This is a genomic window from Microvirga sp. GN3 (assembly GCF_055792825.1).
Genome location: NZ_JBVVAK010000093.1, coordinates 1 through 18,174 on the forward strand (window position 1 = coordinate 1; position 18,174 = coordinate 18,174).

The 18,174-nt window shown below is 61.9% G+C and carries 17 protein-coding genes; 6 read left to right on the top strand and 11 right to left on the bottom strand.

The genetic code is table 11. From position 1 onward, the window contains the following. Positions 1-96: 96 nt before the first annotated feature. The 9 genes from ACS5Q1_RS31620 to ACS5Q1_RS31660 all read right to left on the bottom strand — a co-directional run bounded on the left by ACS5Q1_RS31620 (position 97) and on the right by ACS5Q1_RS31660 (position 9,101). Positions 97-282, bottom strand: a complete 186-nt coding sequence (locus ACS5Q1_RS31620) for a hypothetical protein (RefSeq protein ID WP_473101925.1) — start codon at positions 280-282, stop codon at positions 97-99. Further along, positions 269-421, bottom strand: coding sequence for a hypothetical protein (locus tag ACS5Q1_RS31625; protein WP_473101926.1), 153 nt, complete (start codon positions 419-421; stop codon positions 269-271). The genes ACS5Q1_RS31620 and ACS5Q1_RS31625 overlap by 14 nt, the downstream gene beginning before the upstream one ends. Before the next feature lie 117 nt (positions 422-538). Then, a complete protein-coding gene (locus ACS5Q1_RS31630; RefSeq protein WP_473101927.1) occupies positions 539-1,186 on the bottom strand; it encodes a bifunctional 4-hydroxy-2-oxoglutarate aldolase/2-dehydro-3-deoxy-phosphogluconate aldolase in 648 nt (215 codons plus the stop codon). A 77-nt stretch (positions 1,187-1,263) separates the two neighbouring features. Further along, a complete protein-coding gene (gene edd, locus ACS5Q1_RS31635) occupies positions 1,264-3,099 on the bottom strand; it encodes a phosphogluconate dehydratase (RefSeq protein WP_473101928.1) in 1,836 nt (611 codons plus the stop codon). A gap of 11 nt (positions 3,100-3,110) precedes the next feature. Further along, entirely contained in the window at positions 3,111-3,797 is a 687-nt protein-coding gene (locus ACS5Q1_RS31640) for a 6-phosphogluconolactonase (protein WP_473101929.1), read from the bottom strand. Continuing rightward, positions 3,794-5,275, bottom strand: coding sequence for a glucose-6-phosphate dehydrogenase (gene zwf, locus ACS5Q1_RS31645; protein WP_473101930.1), 1,482 nt, complete (start codon positions 5,273-5,275; stop codon positions 3,794-3,796). Before zwf ends, ACS5Q1_RS31640 begins: the two co-directional genes overlap by 4 nt. Before the next feature lie 224 nt (positions 5,276-5,499). Further along, positions 5,500-6,429, bottom strand: coding sequence for an ABC transporter substrate-binding protein (locus tag ACS5Q1_RS31650; protein WP_473101931.1), 930 nt, complete (start codon positions 6,427-6,429; stop codon positions 5,500-5,502). Positions 6,430-6,501: 72 nt separating this feature from the next. Further along, positions 6,502-7,530, bottom strand: a complete 1,029-nt coding sequence (locus tag ACS5Q1_RS31655) for an ABC transporter permease subunit (RefSeq protein ID WP_473101950.1) — start codon at positions 7,528-7,530, stop codon at positions 6,502-6,504. A 32-nt stretch (positions 7,531-7,562) separates the two neighbouring features. Further along, positions 7,563-9,101: a sugar ABC transporter ATP-binding protein gene (locus ACS5Q1_RS31660; protein WP_473101932.1), complete on the bottom strand. Its 1,539-nt coding sequence runs from the start codon at positions 9,099-9,101 to the stop codon at positions 7,563-7,565. A 262-nt stretch (positions 9,102-9,363) separates the two neighbouring features. Here ACS5Q1_RS31660 and ACS5Q1_RS31665 point away from each other — a divergent pair, with 262 nt between their 5' ends. The 5 genes from ACS5Q1_RS31665 (at position 9,364) to ACS5Q1_RS31685 (ending at position 14,864) form a co-directional block, all read left to right on the top strand. Beyond that, complete coding sequence (locus ACS5Q1_RS31665; RefSeq protein WP_473101933.1) at positions 9,364-10,605, top strand: ROK family transcriptional regulator; 1,242 nt, start codon at positions 9,364-9,366, stop codon at positions 10,603-10,605. A 74-nt stretch (positions 10,606-10,679) separates the two neighbouring features. Beyond that, on the top strand, positions 10,680-11,720 hold the full coding sequence (locus tag ACS5Q1_RS31670; protein ID WP_473101934.1) for a carbohydrate kinase family protein: 1,041 nt from the start codon (positions 10,680-10,682) through the stop codon (positions 11,718-11,720). Positions 11,721-12,877: 1,157 nt separating this feature from the next. Beyond that, positions 12,878-14,203, top strand: coding sequence for a sulfite oxidase (locus tag ACS5Q1_RS31675; protein WP_473101935.1), 1,326 nt, complete (start codon positions 12,878-12,880; stop codon positions 14,201-14,203). 4 nt (positions 14,204-14,207) lie between these two features. Next, positions 14,208-14,579, top strand: coding sequence for a hypothetical protein (locus ACS5Q1_RS31680; RefSeq protein WP_473101936.1), 372 nt, complete (start codon positions 14,208-14,210; stop codon positions 14,577-14,579). 123 nt (positions 14,580-14,702) lie between these two features. Next, positions 14,703-14,864: a hypothetical protein gene (locus ACS5Q1_RS31685; RefSeq protein ID WP_473101937.1), complete on the top strand. Its 162-nt coding sequence runs from the start codon at positions 14,703-14,705 to the stop codon at positions 14,862-14,864. A gap of 205 nt (positions 14,865-15,069) precedes the next feature. On the opposite strand, the gene ACS5Q1_RS31690 is transcribed toward ACS5Q1_RS31685, so the two are convergent. Next, the gene (locus ACS5Q1_RS31690) at positions 15,070-15,999 is read right to left on the bottom strand and encodes a LysR family transcriptional regulator (protein WP_473101938.1); all 930 of its coding nucleotides are present in this window, start codon (positions 15,997-15,999) and stop codon (positions 15,070-15,072) included. A 123-nt stretch (positions 16,000-16,122) separates the two neighbouring features. Between ACS5Q1_RS31690 and ACS5Q1_RS31695 the strand changes: the two genes are divergently transcribed. After that, positions 16,123-17,157, top strand: a complete 1,035-nt coding sequence (locus ACS5Q1_RS31695) for an aldo/keto reductase (RefSeq protein WP_473101939.1) — start codon at positions 16,123-16,125, stop codon at positions 17,155-17,157. Between the two features lie 247 nt (positions 17,158-17,404). On the opposite strand, the gene ACS5Q1_RS31700 is transcribed toward ACS5Q1_RS31695, so the two are convergent. Next, entirely contained in the window at positions 17,405-18,136 is a 732-nt protein-coding gene (locus tag ACS5Q1_RS31700; protein WP_473101940.1) for a carboxylesterase family protein, read from the bottom strand. Positions 18,137-18,174: the final 38 nt, after the last annotated feature.

Sequence of the window (18,174 nt, forward strand, 5' to 3'; positions counted from 1 at the left end):
ACGCCGCTCCTCCATCTGCTCGGATGTTAGATGCGTCGGCCGCCAAACGTCGTCATCCATCGCGCGCCTCCTCATGAGGATCGACATCACCCTATGTTACACCACCTCCGTGAAGATCATTAAGATCTGATAACTCTCGTAACGCGCGACGAGATGCCCGTCGGCGCCGTACTCGCGATGCTCCCAGTGCATTTCCATCACATCGCCCGCTCGGCTGCGCATTTTGACCTGCTCGAGGGAATGATGGGGCGGGACACGGAATGCGAGCTCAAAGCCTGGCATAGGCTGTATCCGGGGCACGCCGCAGTTTATTGATCAGATCGTCGGCAGCTGCGTTGGTGAGGCCCCATGCCACCGCTTTCGCTTCGATGTAGACCGTGAACGTTCCATCCTGAGTGGCTTGTTTAGTGATACGCACCATCAATCATGCTCCTCGGTTGACTTCAGTTTTGCGGCCTCATGATCGTAGACCGGCAGCTATTTCGGTGGCGGAATCCATCCGGACAGCCCAAGGGCTGATGGCGGATGAGGTCTGCCATCATTGGGTCCCACCGGTCTTGAGACCCCGCGTTGCTCGGGCCAAGTCCGTGATCCGCTGCCAATCGCCCTGGCGGATCGTATCGCGCGGTGCGAGCCAGGAGCCGCCGACACAGACCACATTTGGAAGTGCGAGGTAGCCACGCGCCTTCTCCGGATCGATGCCACCGGTAGGACAGAAGCGAGCGGCGGGCAAAGGCGAGGCCAACGCTTTCAGCAGGGCGATACCGCCTGCCGCCTCAGCGGGAAACAGTTTCATGTGAGTGTACCCGCGCTCGAGGATGGCCATGACCTCGCTGGCTGTTGCTGTTCCTGGCAGCAGCGGCACCGGCAAAGTCGCGGCCGCATCGAGCAGGGTCGGGGTGGCGCCAGGACTCACGGCAAAAGCCGCGCCTGTTGCGGCAACGTGCTCCAGCTGGGTGGGCGTCAAAACAGTTCCGGCTCCAACAACGGCGTCGGGCACTTCGTCCCGGATGCGTCGGATTGCTTCGAGCGCCGGTTCTGTTCTCAGCGTGATCTCAAGCACGTTCACGCCACCGGCCACGAGGGCTCGCGCGAGGGGCACGGCATGAGCGACATCCTCGATCATGATGACCGGAATGACGGGCGCTTGGCTCAGGACGGTCGCAATCGAGTTACTTTCTCGCACAACGGTTCTCCGTTATTGGATTGGGGCCGACCGGCTATGGCCCCAGGTCCTCGTCCGATTGAGGCCGACGGCTTATGTCAGGCGGCTTCCGGCCAGAACGTGGCGGCGCCGAGATCGGCCCGGCCGACGCTCGTGCGGAACACCGAGAAGAGGTCTCGGCCCAAAGACGCGTCCGCGGCCGCCGAGTTCGACCGGACCGGCACCCGCGCAGCGAGCGTTGCGGCATCCACGGCAAGCTCCAGGCGGCCGGCGGCGGCATCGATCGTGATCACATCGCCGTTCTGGATCAGGCCAATCGGTCCCCCGCTCTCAGCCTCCGGCGTCACGTGGAGCGCGCTGAGGATCTTGCCCGACGCGCCCGACAGGCGCCCGTCGGTGAGCAGCGCCACCCGCAGGCCCCGGCTTTCGAGGGCGCCCAGCGCTGGCATGAGCCCATGGAGCTCCGGCATGCCGTTCGCCTTTGGTCCCTGTTGGCGGACGACCACAATGACGTCCCGGTCGAATTGGTTGGCCTTGAACGCGTCGATAAACTGCTCCTGGCTCTCAAACACCCGTGCGGGCGCCGTGAGCGCCAACCGCTCAGGCTTTACAGCCGATGTCTTGATCACGGCCCGGCCGAGATTGCCAGTGAGCAAGGCCAGTCCCCCAGTTGCCTGAAACGGGTCATCGATCGGCCGCAGAATCGACGGCTCGATCACGTTGCCGGTCACGTCCCGGTAGGCGAGTTCCCCGTCCTGGAGCCAAGGCTCGCGAGCATAGGCTGCCAGATCGCTGCCCGCCATCGTCTCGACATCGCGGAACAGAAGACCTCCGCGCAGCAACTCGCGGATCACGAAGGCAATGCCGCCGGCGGCATGAAACTGGTTCACATCCGCTGGGCCGTTAGGATAGATCCGGGCCAGGAGCGGAACCACCGCGGCCAGATCCGAGAAGTCCTCCCAAGTGATGACGAGCCCGGCCGTCCGCGCCATGGCGACCAGATGCAGCAGGTGGTTGGTCGATCCGCCGGTGGCATGCAGGCCCACGATGGCGTTCACGAACGATGTCGGTCCGAGCCGCTCACCCAATCCGCGCACGCCCTGCGGTGCTCGGACAGCGTCGACGGACAGGCGTACCGCCGCCCGGGTGAGCGCATCGCGCAGCGGCGTTCCGGGTGCCACGAAGGCCGAACCGGGAACGTGCAGACCCATGATCTCCATCATCATCTGATTGGAGTTGGCGGTGCCGTAGAAGGTGCAGGTGCCAGGGGCGTGATAGCTCTTCATCTCGGAGGCCAGCAGCGCGTCCCGGCCCACCTCGCCGGTGGCATAGGCTTGACGCACGCGGGTCTTCTCATCGTTCGACAGGCCGGTTGCCATCGGACCCGCGGGCACGAACACGGCCGGCAAGTGCCCAAAGGAGAGTGCGCCCATCACCAGCCCCGGCACGATCTTGTCGCACACCCCGAGCATCAAGGCAGCGTCGAACACATTGTGCGAGAGCGATACCGCCGTCGACATGGCGATCACGTCCCGCGAAAACAGTGACAGCTCCATGCCGGGCTGCCCCTGGGTGACGCCATCGCACATGGCCGGCACACCACCTGCCACTTGGGCGGTAGCGCCTGCGGCCCGCGCCTCCTCCTTGATCAGGTCCGGATAGGTGGCGAAGGGCTGATGCGCCGACAGCATGTCGTTGTAGGCAGTGACAATGCCGAGGTTCGGTGCCGTCCCTGTGGCGACCGCCATCTTCTCGCCGGCGGAACACGCCGCTGCCGCATGAGCGAGGTTGCCGCACGAGAGCTTGCGCCGGGGCGGATGGCTGCGGCGCACCTCATCGATCCGCTCCAAGTACTCCCGCCGCAGATCGCCAGACCGGGCGCTGATGCGGGCCGCTACGTCTTCAAGAACTTTCGAGGTGGGAGCAAACGACATGATGGCAACCTTCATTCGGCACAATAGACGCGGGGTGGAACGCCCTTCTCGAACAGGAGACGAACCGGAGAGCTGACCGAATCGGTCGATCCGAGGGCGCGGGTCAGGGCTGCGAGCTTGTCCTGACCGGAGATCAGCAGCGCCTTCCAGCGTGCCCGCATCAGAACCAAGGGTGAGAGCGATAGTCTTGGCTCCAGGTTGGCTGGATAAGCGGCAAGGACTGCTGGTGCGCGCTCCCACGCCGTTCGCTCGAGGTGTGGGTCGCCCGGAAACAGGGACGCAATATGCGTATCCGTGCCCATGCCAACGACGACTGCATCGAGAAGCCCGAAAGAAGCCACGTGCTTGCTTAAGGCTGTGACGGTTTCGTCCAGCGAACCGGTCGCAGTCCGGAGCGGTACAAGGTTATTCCGCACCTGGGGCAGGCACTCACAGATCATGCGCTCGTTGGAGCGGGGATCGTCCGGCGGAACGTCCCGTTCGTCCGTAGGCATAACCACAATGCCCGGCCAGGGGAGATCGTGCTGGCCGAGGAGCGTCAGGAACTCCCGCGGTGTGGTGCCGCCGGGCACGGCAAGGACTGCCCTGCCCCGCTCACGGACAGCCTGTCGGAGGACGCCGGCCATGTCGTCCGCCAACCGCTGCGAAACCTGCCGCAGGTCGGGTCCGCGGACGAGATCGAAGGCCGCCCCGGTCACCCCTGGGCCTCCGGCTCGGCCCAGCTGCGGCCATCGCGCTCGATCATGCCGACCGCTTGCGATGGCCCGAAAGTGCCGGCCGCATAGCGGTGGGGCGCTGCATAATGTTCGCTCCAGCCCTCAATGATAGGATCGACAAAGCCCCAGGCTGCCTCGACTTCATCGCGACGCATGAACAAGGTCTGATCGCCGCGGATGACGTCCGTCAGAAGGCGCTCATAGGCATCGGGGGTGCGCTCGCCGAAGGCAGTGTTGTAACGCAGGTCAAGCATGCGGGGCACCAGCTTGAGGCGCCCGCTGCCCGGAACCTTCATCATGAACTGCAGCTGCACACCGTCGTCCGGCTGCACTCGAATGACGAGCCGGTTGGGTTCAGGATTGCCCCGGAAGATCGAGTGCGGCACGCTCTTGAACGTGATCGCGATCTCGGAGCAGCGTGCCCCCATGCGCTTGCCAGTGCGCAGGTAGATCGGAACCCCACCCCAGCGCCATGTGTCGATCTCGCAGCGCAGGGCCGTGAAGGTCTCGGTCCCACTTTCGCGCCCGAGCTCGTCCACATAGCCCGGCACCGGCTGGCCCGCGATCGAGCCGGCCGTGTATTGCCCGCGCACGGTGTGCCGGAGCACGTCGCGACCTTGGATCGGCCGCAGCGCCCGCAATACGCGAACCTTCTCGTCGCGCACTGCGTCGGCATCAAGGGTGTTTGGCGCCTCCATGGCGAACAGGCACAGGAGCTGCAGCACGTGGTTCTGCACCATGTCCCGGAGCGCACCCACGCGGTCGTAGTAGTCAGCCCGCTGCTCCAGACCAACAGTCTCAGCCACGGTGATCTGGACATGATCGATGTCGCGTTGCGACCAGGAGCGCTCGAACAAACTGTTGGCGAAGCGCAGCACGAGGAGGTTCTGAACAGTTTCCTTGCCGAGATAATGATCAATGCGGTAGGTGCGGCTCTCGGGCAAAACCTCGGCCACGGCGTCATTGATCGCCCGGGCTGAAGCCAAGTTCCGACCAAGGGGCTTTTCCAAGATCAGACGACTATCGTGCTCGAGCAACCCGGCGCTCTTGAGCGAGCGGGCCGCAGGGATGAACAGGTCAGGTGGAGTGGCGAGATAAAAGGCGCGCACGCGACCTGGATCATCGAGGCGGGCGCTCAGGTCCGCCATGGTGGCTGGGTCTGAGACATCAGCCCGCACATAGGTGAGGCGCTTCAGAAAGCTGTCGATGTCGGAAGCTGTCAGGCCCTGCTCCTTGAGCCGGGCGGCGGTGCCGGCCTTCAGGCTCTCCTCTGCCTCGCCGGAACGTACGATTCCGACGATACGACTGGCCTCTGGAATCACGCCCTCGGACACCCGCTGCACGAGCGCCGGGAAGAGCTTGCGCAGGGCCAGATCGCCGCTGGCGCCGGCAATGACAAGGTCGAACACCGGAACGGGCGTCCGTTCGGGCAACGGAAGCGTCGCAGCATGGTGGTACATGGGACCTCGTTCGAAAAAGGACGGACGCTGCGAAGGATCCCAGCGCCCGCCTAGTCAGGGAGGAAACAGCCCTAGAGCTGTCAGGTGACGACTTTGCTACATATCTACGTAGCTTTCAACCAAAACTTTGTCGAAGGCCTGTAGCAAGATCCAGTGCTGATCACACGCTCGTGTGACCTGCCCAACCGTCGTTCTTATGCACGGCTGCCATGTTGAGCGGCTGATCAGCGGACCGCCTGCCATCCCTTGTACTCGTTCACGTTCTCACGCGTCACGAGTTTGGAGGGAAGCAAGGTGACGGTCTGCTCGGACTTCTTGCCATTGAGCGCGTCATGACCGAGTCGGACACCCAACTGCGCCATTGCATAGGGATCCTGGCTCGCGGAGGCCTGCACCATCGTGTTGCCCTTCAACGCCGCCTCGATATCAGGGGCGCCATCGACGGATGTGATGACGATGTTCGACCGGTTCATCTGCTTGGCTGCGAGATCAGAGCCGATCGCCTGGGGGTCGTTGATCGTGAAGACAGCGTCGACTTTCGGGTAGCGGGTGAGTTGCCCCTGCATCACCGCCAGGCCGCCCTCGCGTGAGCCTTTGCCATCCTGGTCGCTGGACAGTACCTTGATGCCGGAAGCCGCGCCCAGCACCTTCTTGCAGCCATTTACGCGGTCGATGACAGCAGAGACCTGGGGTCCGTTCTGGATGATGACGTCGCCCTTGCCGCCGAGCTTGTCGACGATGTATTGGCAGGCAATCTCTCCCGCCTGGGTGTTGTCGGTCGTGACGGTGATGTCGGCGCCTTTGGCCGCCGTATCGACGGCCACGACGAGGATCCCCGCGGCCTGCGCGCGCTTGATCGCCGGCTCGATCGCGTTCGGGTCGCCAGGATTGAGCAGGATCATGTCGACGCCTGCTGCAATGAAGTTGTCGATTTGGTTGAACTGCTTGTTTAAGTCATAGTCGTAGCCGACCGCGTTGACCTTGACGTTCGGATTGATCTTCTTGGCCTCCGCCTCCGCGCCCTTGGCGAGAGCCACGAAGAACGGGTTGCCCATGGAGCCGAGCGAGATGCCGATCGACTTGAGCTCCTTGGCCGATGCACCCCCCGCCGACAAGGCGATGATGGCGGCAGCAGTGAGAAGTGCCTTCTTCATGAGTGTCCTCCATATGCTCGGTCGGAAAGTGCTTCCTCGCAGGAGTCGACCGCATCTCGCGCAAGGTGACTGTTATGTCCGGGCAGAACCGGACAGGCGGTAACGATCGAGCGCAACCGCACCGATGATCACGAACCCCTTGATGATGAACTGCCAGATGTCCGAGACGCCGATCAGGATCAGCCCGTTCGACAGCACGGCGATGATCAAGGCTCCAATCAGCGTGCCCCAGATCGATCCGATTCCGCCCACGAAACTGGTTCCGCCGAGGATCACAGCCGCGATGGCGTCGAGCTCATAGGATTGCCCGAGTTGAACCCCGTTCGCCGCGAAAAGGCGTGCGGCTGACATGACGCCACCCAAGCCCGCCAAGAGGCCCGACAGGCCATATACGAACAGGAGGACGATCCAGACCTTGATCCCGGACAGGCGTGCCGCGTCCGGATTGCCGCCGACAGCGTAGATATACACACCAAGGATGGTCCGGCGCAGGATGACCCAGGACGCGACCACAACCAAAGCCGCGATGATCACGAGCCACGGAACGCCAAAGAGCGTTCCGTTGCCGATAAAGGCAAAGGAGAGACTCGGGTTGAAGACCGTGGTGTCGTTGCCCATCAACCGGGCCAGGCCGCGCACAGCGGTGAGGGCTCCGAGGGTCACGATGAATGGCGGCAGGCGCAGGAATGCGATGAGAATACCGTTGGCAAGACCGAGCGCGCCACCGATGAGAAGCGCCGCCGGAATTCCGAGAAGGCCCCAGCCCGGAATGAGCGAAGCATAAATGGCAGCCATCGCCGACGCGGCTAAAACCGAGCCGACCGAAAGATCGATACCGCCTGTCAGGATGACAAAGGTCATTCCAGCCGCGAGAACAGTGTTGATGGAAGCCTGCTGCATGACGATGGCAAGGTTCTGCCAACTCATGAATCGGCCGCTCGACCACGCATCGACGACGCTGCCCGACTCTGAATAACCAGAAAGCAGTTGGAACAGGATCGCGATCAGGACTAGTACCGGCAGCATGCCGAGCGCTTGAACGGCTGTGGCAAACTCCAGGCGCTTTCCCGGAATTGGAGCCACTGGAGCTGATGAAATCATGGTCATGGCTTCAGTCTTTCGCAAAATGGGCCTTAGGCGGCAATGGCGGCTGCAGATGTCGCGATGGCGATGATGTTTTCCTGGGTGACCGGTAGCCCGTCGGGGCCGCCGACCTCGCCTGCGATGCGCCCTTCACGCATGACGAGGACACGGTCGCAAACTCCGATAATCTCCGGCAGTTCGGACGAGATTACGATGACGCCGACGCCGGCCTTCGCAAGATTGTCGATCAACCTGTAGATCTCGGATTTCGCGCCGATGTCGACACCGCGGGTCGGCTCGTCGAGGAGGAGCACCCGTGGCTTCGTCTCCAGGAGACGCGATAGAAGCACCTTTTGCTGGTTGCCGCCCGAAAGGCCTCCGACAGAGACCGAGGCTGAAGGTGTCCGGATCGCCATGGATTGGATGGCCTGAGTTGCCCGTTCACGTGCGCGCTTTGCATTGAGGAAGCCGCCCGGATGCGCATCCCGGCCGATCACGCCGAGGTTGATGTTGTCCTTGATCGACATGTCGAGAAACAGGCCGAGTTGTTTGCGGTCCTCGGTCAAGTAGACGATTCCAGAGCGGATGGCGTCGACCGGACTATTGATGGCGCAAGGCTGTCCATCCAACGTCAGAGTGCCGGACAGGCGAGCATCCGCGCCGTAGATCAGGCGGGCCAGTTCGGTTCGCCCGGAACCCACCAGGCCTGCAATTCCCAAGACCTCGCCCTCATGCAGGTCGAACGAGTTGTCGAAAACACGACGGCCGTCACCGATGTTGCGAACCGAGAGGATGACCTTCCCGCGAGATCCACGGGCGTCATGCTCCTTCTTATAGAATGATGAGAGATCACGCCCGACCATCATCTGAACCACGGCCTCAGGGAGAATATCCTCGCGATCGAGCGTCCCCACATAGGAGCCGTCACGCAGCACTGAAACTCGGTCAGACAATGCGTAGACTTCATTCATGCGGTGGCTGATGTAGACGATGGCAAGGCCATCAGCTCTGAGCTGCCGAACAACGCCGAACAGCTTGTCCGTCTCGCGCTCGGAGAGGGTCGTGGTAGGCTCATCCATGACAAGAATACGGGAATTGGCATGGATGGCGCGCGCGATCTCCACCAGTTGCCGCTCGGCAATCGAGAGGCCACGCACAAGAGCGCTCGCCGTGAAGGGAGCGCCCAGACGGCTCAGGACATTATCGGATTGTGCGATCATGGCCTGGCGGTCGACAAAGCCCGCCCGGCGAAGTTCACGGCCCAGATAGATGTTCTCGGCAACGCTGAGGTTGGGAGAGAGCGCCAACTCCTGATAGATAATGGAAATGCCAAGCGCCTTGGCGGCCATCGGCCCCTGGATCTGGACCGGTGCGCCATTGATCAAGATCTCCGATCCTGGATCGGGTATGTAGGCTCCCGCCAGAATCTTCATCAAGGTTGATTTGCCGGCGCCGTTCTCGCCCATGAGCGAGTGGACTTCTCCAGCGTGCAAGTCGAGCGAAACGCCTCGCAGCGCCTTGATGCCTGCAAATGTCTTGGAGATGTTACGCATCTCCAAAAGAGAGTGTCTTGCGGTCTCACCCGGCATGCTTCCCTCCCAAGGGTCGGGGGCGCCCTCTCTCCTGGCGATCTGGCCAAGCCGAGGGTTGTTCTTTTGACCTAGCCTCACCCCAAAAGAGGAGGTTGTCAATAATTAAATCAATATGAATTATCAATTGACAGGAGCTGCTAGCCTAGCCATTTTCTTTGTGTCTACCGAAGGGCTGGATTAGAACGAGCCCAGCGACCCGGCTCCTGAAGGTCGCCATTGAAGCGCGCCCAGCCGGGCGAACCGACACCGGACGGCACTGATGGTTTTCGCATCTGGCATGGCTCACACTGCGACCCACGACAGGGCGAGGGGTAGCAATCTCACGGGTGTCCGCGCCTATAACGAACGCCTGATCCTCTCCCTCGTCCGCCGGCACGAGAACCTATCCAAGGCTGACATCACGCGGGCAACGGGCCTGTCAGCCCAGACTGTCTCCGTAATCGTGCGAGCCCTTGAGGCGGACGGCTTGCTCTTGCGGATGTCGCCACAGCGGGGTCGCGTCGGCCAGCCCTCCGTTCCTCTCCAAATCGATCCGACCGGTGCTTATTCCATCGGCCTTAAGATTGGGCGCCGGAGTGCCAACCTGGTCTTCATGGACTTTGCCGGGACTGTCTGCTGCGACATTCATTGGGCCTATCCCTATCCAACCCCGGCAGGGTTGCTCGCAAAGCTGGGCAGCGGCCTGGCGGAAATCACCAAGGGCCTCAGCGATGCGGAACTCCAACGCATTGCCGGGATTGGCGTCGCCACTCCGTACGAGCTCTGGAACTGGACGCAGGCATTGGGCGCGCCACAGGAGGTGCTGGACGCCTGGCGCAATTTTGACATGCAAACGGAGATCAGCGCCCTGAGTCCCCTTCCCGTTATCGTGTCCAACGATGCTACGGCCGCCTGTGGCGCCGAGCTCACTTTCGGGATCGGGCGCGAGCATCCTGACTTCGCCTATTTCTTCGTTGGCTCCTTCATCGGCGGCGGGATCGTTCTGGGGCGAAGCCTCTATCCCGGCCGATTTGGCAATGCTGGGGCTGTCGGATCAATGCCCATCCCGTGTTACAAAGGCGCAGGAATCGAGAGCGCCGGCGGCTCACAGCAACTCATTGCACTGGCATCTCTGGTGCGCCTTGAGGAGCGTCTTGCCTCCAAGGGCCATGATCCATTGTCGATCTTCCAAACTCCGTCGAAGTGGCAACCCATCGGCCCGTTGCTCGACGAGTGGATCGACGAAGCTGCCTATGGGTTGGCCCATGCCATTGTAGCGTCCGTTTCGGTCATTGATTTCGGAGCGGCGATCATCGATGGCGCCTTTCCCCCCGATGTTCGTTGTCGGCTAGTGGCGCGAACACGCGAGCGGATTGCCGAGATCGATCTTCAGGGCCTTTCACCGTTTCAGATTCATGAGGGCTCCATCGGCGCCAACGCCCGCGCGATCGGAGGAGCCAGCCTTCCGCTCTTCGCGAAATATCTTCTCGATCGCGATGTCCTGTTCAAGGAGGAGGTTTGATGCGCCGAGTGTCCGGCCCGGGCTCAGACCCCGATCGATTGTCTGCCGATTTCCCAACTGTGTGAGATGCGAGCATGATCCTCGTTTGCGGTGAAGCCCTGATCGACCTTTTTGTTCATGACGATCCATTGGGCCGCCTCAAGACGGAGATCGCCCTTGGCGGATCGCCCTTCAATGTCGCCATTGCACTGTCGCGCCTCGGCGAACACTCCTCTTTCTACGGAGGCATTTCGACGGATCATTTCGGCCATGCTTTAGCGGAAACGCTTGCATCCGAGGATGTAGATCTCGCCTACGCTGTCCGCTCGGAGCGGCTGACAACGATCAGCGTCGTGGCAACCGATGATACTGGTCATCCGGCCTATTCCTTTCACGGCGAAGGCAAAGCTGATCGTCAAGTGACGGAGGCAGATTTGCCGCCAATGCTTCCTGACACCATTGAGGCTATCACGTTCGGCTCATATACGATGGCTGTTGCGCCGGTCGCAGATACCTATCTCGCTTTGGCCAGACGGGAGGCGGGACGTCTGACGATCTCCGTTGATCCGAATGTCCGGCCGACAGTAACCCCTGACCTGAAGGAATGGCGTTATCGCTTCGAGGCTTTCCTTCCTTATGCCAACATCATCAAGGCAAGCGATGAGGATCTTGTTACAGCCTATGGCCCGGACATCGATGTCGAAGACCTTGTGCGGAGGTGGCACACGGCCGGCCCCTCACTGATCCTGGTGACACATGGAGCAACCGGCGCAACGGGCTATCTTCGCGGACAGATGCCTGTCGTGGTCCCAGGTCGTAAGGTCGTCGTTGTCGATACCGTCGGAGCGGGAGACACCTTCCATGCGGCTGCCTTGGCCTACCTTGCCAAGATCGGGCGTCTGCCTCATTGCCGGTTTCAGGACCTGACCGTCGCCGAATTGCAGCAGACCCTCCGATATGCAGTTGCGGCGTCGTCCATCACCTGCACGCGACAGGGCGCAAACGTTCCAACCGATGCTGAGGTGCGGAGCGCTCTTGCTGAGGAAGTGCTCGAAGCTGATCCGGATCCCACTAAGCGCTTTGTGAAAGCTCATTCAGCCGCTTTGTTGCACGAGCCGGCTTGCGTTTGCACGTAGCCCCAGTGGCTCTGTCACGGGAACGTAGATAGAGGCGAAGAGGACCTGATTGAAACGATCACTAGGGAAGCGCGCAAGGTTTGTGCAATAAACCTCGGTAAACCGGACAAACTCAGAACGATACCTCTCTGTCGCTCCTGATTTCTTGGCCACGACACGCTCCGAAGCACCCAAAAGTTCTCAGGTGATCAAAGGCTTAGCTGCATTGCCTATTTCTCGGCCGATAATCAATGTCGTCAGGCGACATACATTCTGCTCGCGTCCGACTCCGGTTAGCGTTTGCATATGGCACAGGCATTTCCACTCGCACACTCAGCGGTCACGTCAGTGATCCTTGGTCCGCGGACGCTTGAGCAATATAAGGAGATGCAAGCCGGCTTCGACACGACACTGGATACGTCGACGCTTGATAAGATTGACGCGCTTCTCCCTCCCGGCGATCTGATTGAGGAAGCTGATCGTGGCTATGTCTCACCGTGGATGACGACAGAGGTTCGTCGTTATGGGGCATCGAGCCTCGGAGCTAGGGTCTAACGGCAGCCGTGACGCTCCCACATTCGATCGCAGTGAGAAAGATACGCAGGGTTGTCCAATCCGGCAGGCTCATTAGCCTATATTCGGCAACGCGCTCTTTCGTGCAAGCACCGCTACGGGAAGCCAGTCTTCTTTGACGTGAGCATAGCAAGTCCTCTCCAAGGTCTCCTCAGGGTCAAACTTCCACGCTCCGGCCGCTCAACGAACGTCGGCTCTTGAGTGCCGGAGCGGACCAAGCGCCTATGTCTCAGGTGTGCCAGTTCCGAACCTCCAGGTTCGTAGACCTGCACGCTGGCCGGGGAACGTTGATTCAGGTTCATGTTGCCGAACGTGTTCCTCGATCCTCGCCACGATGTGGCACGCTGTTACGCTATGCCCAGCCTGCTGCTGACGTTCTTCATCGGACCAGACGGAAGCTCCGGCCTGTGCGTGTCGGTGAGATCTCTCGGGAAGCATTGGCAGGGGCAATCACGCGCTTCGTGGCGGAGTCGCCGGCCGACTCACGGGCTGGGCTGGGTAGCACTTAAGCCCTTCTTCACGGGCCAAACTTCTCATCTTACCATGAGGCAAACGACGCGGCGGCCACGGGCCCAGGCGCGACAGGGGCGTGCGGAGGAATGTCCATGACACGCGAAATCGAGCGGTCGCCCCAAGTGCCACCCATCAATGATCTGGAGCCCAGAGGGATCAACCGCCGCGACCTCCTGGGTGGGGTCACTCTGGTAGGCCTCGGAGCCGCGGTGGGCGCCAGCGTCCACCCTTCACCAAACCTATCGGGCGCACCGATCCCATCAGCCCTGGCGCAGGGGGCTCCGGCATCAGGCGGGGCTGCCCAGCCCCAGGGACCACAGCCCCTCGACTATCCCGGCAAGGAGAAGGGTCTCGTCGTTCTTGGTGAACGGCCGCTGGTCGCCGAGACGCCCGAGCACCTGCTCGATGACGAGACCACGCCGATCTCGAAGTTCTTCATCCGCAACAACGGCCAGATCCCAGAAGCTACGGCGAACCCGGACGCCTGGAAGCTCACCATTGACGGCGAGGTGAACAACCGGCTTGAGCTGACGCTGGCCGAGCTGAAGTCCCGCTTTCAGCCCAAGACCTATCGCATGGTGCTCGAGTGCGGCGGCAATGGCCGCTCGTTCTTCCAGCCGCCCGCCCGCGGCAACCAATGGACCAACGGCGGTGCAGGCTGTGCCGAATGGACTGGCATTCCTCTCGGGGAGGTCCTCCAGGCCGCAGGGCTGAAGGATACGGCGAAGTACACCGCCCATTATGGCGCCGACCCGCACCTCTCAGGCGACACTACCAAGGACTCGCTTTCCCGCGGCATGTCCATCGCCAAGGCGATGGAGCCGCACAGCCTGATCGTCTACGCCATGAACGGCGAGCCCCTGCCCACCATCCATGGCGGGCCGCTGCGCCTGGTCATCCCCGGCTGGCCGGGCTCGCTGTCGCACAAGTGGCTGACCCGGATCACGATCCGGGACCGCGAGCATGACGGCCAGGGTATGACCGGCACCTCCTACCGGGTGCCGAACACGCCCATGGTGCCCGGCGGCAAGGCGGACGAGAAGGACTTCCGCATCCTCGAATCCATGCCCGTACGCAGCATCATCACCAACCCAGCCAACGGCACGAGGCTGCCGGCCGGGACGCGGGAGGTCGCCCTGCGGGGCGCCGCCTGGGCCGGCGATCTCATGGTGAGCCGCGTCGATGTCTCGACGGATGCCGGCCAGAGCTGGACGCCGGCGACGCTCGCTCCCACCCGCAATCGCTACGACTGGAACCGGTGGACGGCGACCGTGGCGCTGCCGTCGGACGGCTATTATGAGATTTGGACGCGCGCCACGGACTCGAACGGCAAAATGCAGCCGCCGGTCGCCACTAACTGGAACCCACAAGGCTATGGTGGCAACGCCATGCACCGGGTGGCCGTCCTAGTGGGCTGAGGCTATGACACATATTGTGCGGTGGCTGGCCGCGCTCGCGGTCGGCACCTCAATCATGGCTGCGCAGGCTCAGGCCCAAGCGCCGGCACCTGCATTCACACCCAAGGACGAGCGGGTCGAGGATCTGCCGGAGGGCCCCGGACGGGACGAGACGTTTGGCATGTGCACGGCGTGCCATGGCTACAGGCTGGTGTCGAACCAGGGCATGACCCGGGATAAGTGGGACGAGACACTGACTTGGATGACCGAGCGGCACGGTATGCCCGACATCCAGGGCGCCGACCGCGCCCTAATCCTCGATTATCTGGCCACGCACCACCCGCCCAAGGCACCGGCGCGGGCGGGCGGGTTCAGGAATCCATTCGCGCCGCAATAGCTCTGTGCCGCGACGAGCACATAACATCACCAAGGCCCACCTCGACGAGGTGAAGGACAAGATAGCCCGCCTGACGCCCTGCGGGACGCAGCGTGAGGCGAGGGTCGCCGGTAACAACAAACAGTGTCTGAATGCCGAATCATCGAGGTCCTGGCCGACCATGCCAGTGCAGGCACGATCAGCATCAGGCAATTGGGCTTCTATCGCATTCCGGGGTTGAAGTCTGGAAAGGGTCAGACCAAGGAATTCCTCGATCTTCAGGAGCGTCCGGTGTTCCTGCCCTAAGCTGACATTCAATCTACTTCCGGGATGTGCCAGAAGCGACCCTTCCTCATGTTTATCGGCCGGCATCCCCATTCCAATCTAATGCCGCGCAGTCGAATGCGAGATCGCTCAGTTCCTGCGCTAAGGAATGTTGTGATGCGGTGTTGGACGTCAAATACAACCAACGCTCCGCACCTTGTCTGAAGCAACAAAGTGAGCCCTCGGCTCACAATCGCCCCTCAGCAGAACGCGGTGGCAGCTCCAGTCCAGGGACCTGCGCCAGACCTGCAATGAGATGATCGACAAGAGCCCGGACCTTGCGGGGGACGAAACGCCTTGACGCATAGACCGCATGCAGGTCCATCGGGGGGTAGGCATAGTCTTCCATCACCCGCACTAGCTCGCCGTTCTCAAGCAGGTCCTGAACCAACGGCAGTTGCACTCCGCCGACGCCGAGCCCCCTTCGCAGCGCCTCCACGAGAACGAACGAGTTGTTGGCCCGGAAGCTTGATCTGACATCGACGGTGACTGGGCCCTCAGGACCGATCAGGGTCAGATGCTCGCCCGCAGCCGTCCAACTGAAGCGGACATGGTCGTGCCGGGCGAGTTCGTCCGGCGTCGCCGGACTGCCATGGGCTGCGACATAGCCCGGTGAAGCGACGAGGATGCGCGAGATGGATCCGAGTTTCCGCGCAACGAGACTAGCGGAAGCGAGTGCTCCAAGACGCAACGCCACGTCCACGCCTTCCTCAATCAGATCGGCCAGATGGTCGTCGAGGATCAGTTCAACCGTGAGACCCGGATGTTGGCGGTGGAACTCCACAATGAGCGGGGCAAGGTACCTCTGTCCCAGTCCGCTGGGTGCCTGCACGCGCAGGCTGCCCTTGAGCTCGCTTGAGAGACTGAGAAGGTCGTCCTCGACCTCGGCCACCTCGTCGAGGATCTGCCGGGCCCGGGAAAGGTATGTCTCCCCGCTTGCCGTCAGCGTCAGCTTTCGCGTGCTGCGGTTGAGCAGGCGGGTCCGGAGATGACGCTCGAGGCCCGCGATCTGCTGGCTCACAGCCGGCTGGGTCAGGCCGAGCTCACGGGCGGCCGCCGACAGGCTGCCCAATTCCGCCACCCGCACGAAGGTAGCCATCGCCGCGAAACGGTCCATCAGCGTCCATCTCAAAGTCCTGCTTATGGATGATAGTAGAAGGAGCCGCCTACGCAAACAACAGTGAATAGCTCATGTCTCCTCCCGTCAACACACCTACGCAGTGCAGAACAGGAGCTCGACATGGAATACAGACGTTTGGGAGCCTCTGGCTTACAGGTTCCGGCCCTAAGCTTTGGCGCCGGTACTTTTGGCGGTCAGGGCCCCCTCTTCGGCGCCTGGGGCCAAACGGATGCGCAGGAGGCACGTCGGCTGATCGACATCTGTCTTGAGGCCGGTGTGACGCTGTTCGATACAGCCGACGTCTACTCCAATGGAGCGTCCGAGGAGGTCCTGGGCGCCGCCATCAAGGGCCGCCGTGACCGGGTGATGATCTCGACGAAGACCAGCCTTCCGATGGGGGACGGGCCGGATGATGCAGGCTCCTCCCGCTCCCGTCTGATCAGGGCCTGCGAGGCGGCCCTGCGCCGGCTCGGCACCGACTACATCGACCTCCTGCAATTGCATGCCTTTGATGCAGGCACGCCGGTCGAGGAGGTGCTGGCGACCCTCGACGATCTCGTCCGGGCCGGCAAGATCCGGTATGTCGGCGTGTCCAACTTCTCGGGCTGGCAGGTGATGAAGTCGCTGGCGATTGCCAATAGGCATGGTTGGCCGCGCTACGTGGCCCACCAGGTCTACTATTCTCTGGTCGGGCGCGATTACGAATGGGAGCTCATGCCGCTCGGTCTGGATCAGGGTGTCGGAGCCCTGGTGTGGAGCCCGCTCGGCTGGGGACGGCTGACCGGGAAGATCCGGCGGGGACAGCCGCTGCCGCAGGGCAGCCGGCTGCACGAGACCGCCGCCTTCGGTCCTCCGGTCGACGATGACCACCTGTTCCGCGTCGTGGACGCCCTTGATGAGATCGCGAACGAAACTGGCAAGACCATACCGCAAATCGCCATCAACTGGCTGCTGCAACGGCCGACGGTGTCATCAGTCATTATCGGCGCCCGCAACGAGGAGCAGTTGCACCAGAACCTGGGTGCTGTCGGTTGGGCATTTACCCCAGATCAAATAGCGCGCCTGGATGCGGCCAGTGCTGTCACGGCGCCCTACCCGTACTTTCCTTACCGCCGCCAGGAAGGCTTCGCGCGATTGAACCCGCCGGCAGTCTGAGGGTGCACGCAACTCAAGGTCTATAAGCCATCGGACGTTGGTATCAACGTTGGCTAACGTTTCTGCCCAACGCTGGAAAGGTTGCTCAGTCAGGAGCAAGGGCCGCCTGCATGCGCCAGGTGCAAACTCTCGGATGCACCTGGCGAAGGTTCGGTCGGGTCAAACTTTCACATTCCGGCCGCTCAAACGTCGTCTCTTAGGTGCCAAAGCAGGTCAAGCGCCTACGACTCAGAAGTGCCAGGCGCTGTCACTTTGCGGCGCTGTCGAGGCGCTGGTTCAGAAGCCATTCCCACATCTTGGCATCGTTCAAGGCGGCTGCCTCGACCGCGCTATGGTCCACATCCTCCAATACGCTCAACCGCACATTGCGCTTGAGACCCTTGAGCCGTTCATAAAGGACGACCGAGTCGGATAATGGGATGACCGCGTCTTCCGTGCCGTGGAACACCCAGAAGGCGGCCTTTTCATTCGTCCTGTTCAAATAGTGGCGGTTGCCGCCACCCGCGATGGGAACGATGGCTGCAAACCGTTCCGGAAACTGTTCGGCCATGGCCCAGGCGCCGAAGCCGCCGCGGCTATAGCCGATCACATAGATCCGGCTGCGGTCGACGCGGTGCTTTGCGACGACATCCTCGAGCGCGGCTCCCACTTTTTCGATCGGATAGAGAAGCTCTTCGCTGGGGTTCTGCGGCGAGAAAACGAGAAACGGAAACTCCTTTCCGCCTTCGATCAATTTCGGTAGCCCGCTCGTTCTGACCTTTTCGATATCGCGGCCGCCTTGATCCCCTCCATGAAGCCAGACGACAAGCGGATAGGTCTTTCCTGAGGTGTCGTAGTCCGCAGGCTTGTAGAGCAGATAGTTGAGGTCGTTCTTGATGCTGGCGTTTGACGTCAGCGCAGTCTGGTCGGCGATCGCCGGCATCGGGCCCCAGAGAGCAATCGATGCGAGTGCAGCCACTGACAATAACGATCGAAACATGATCTATCCTCTCTGCTGTCAATGCTGGAAACAACGAT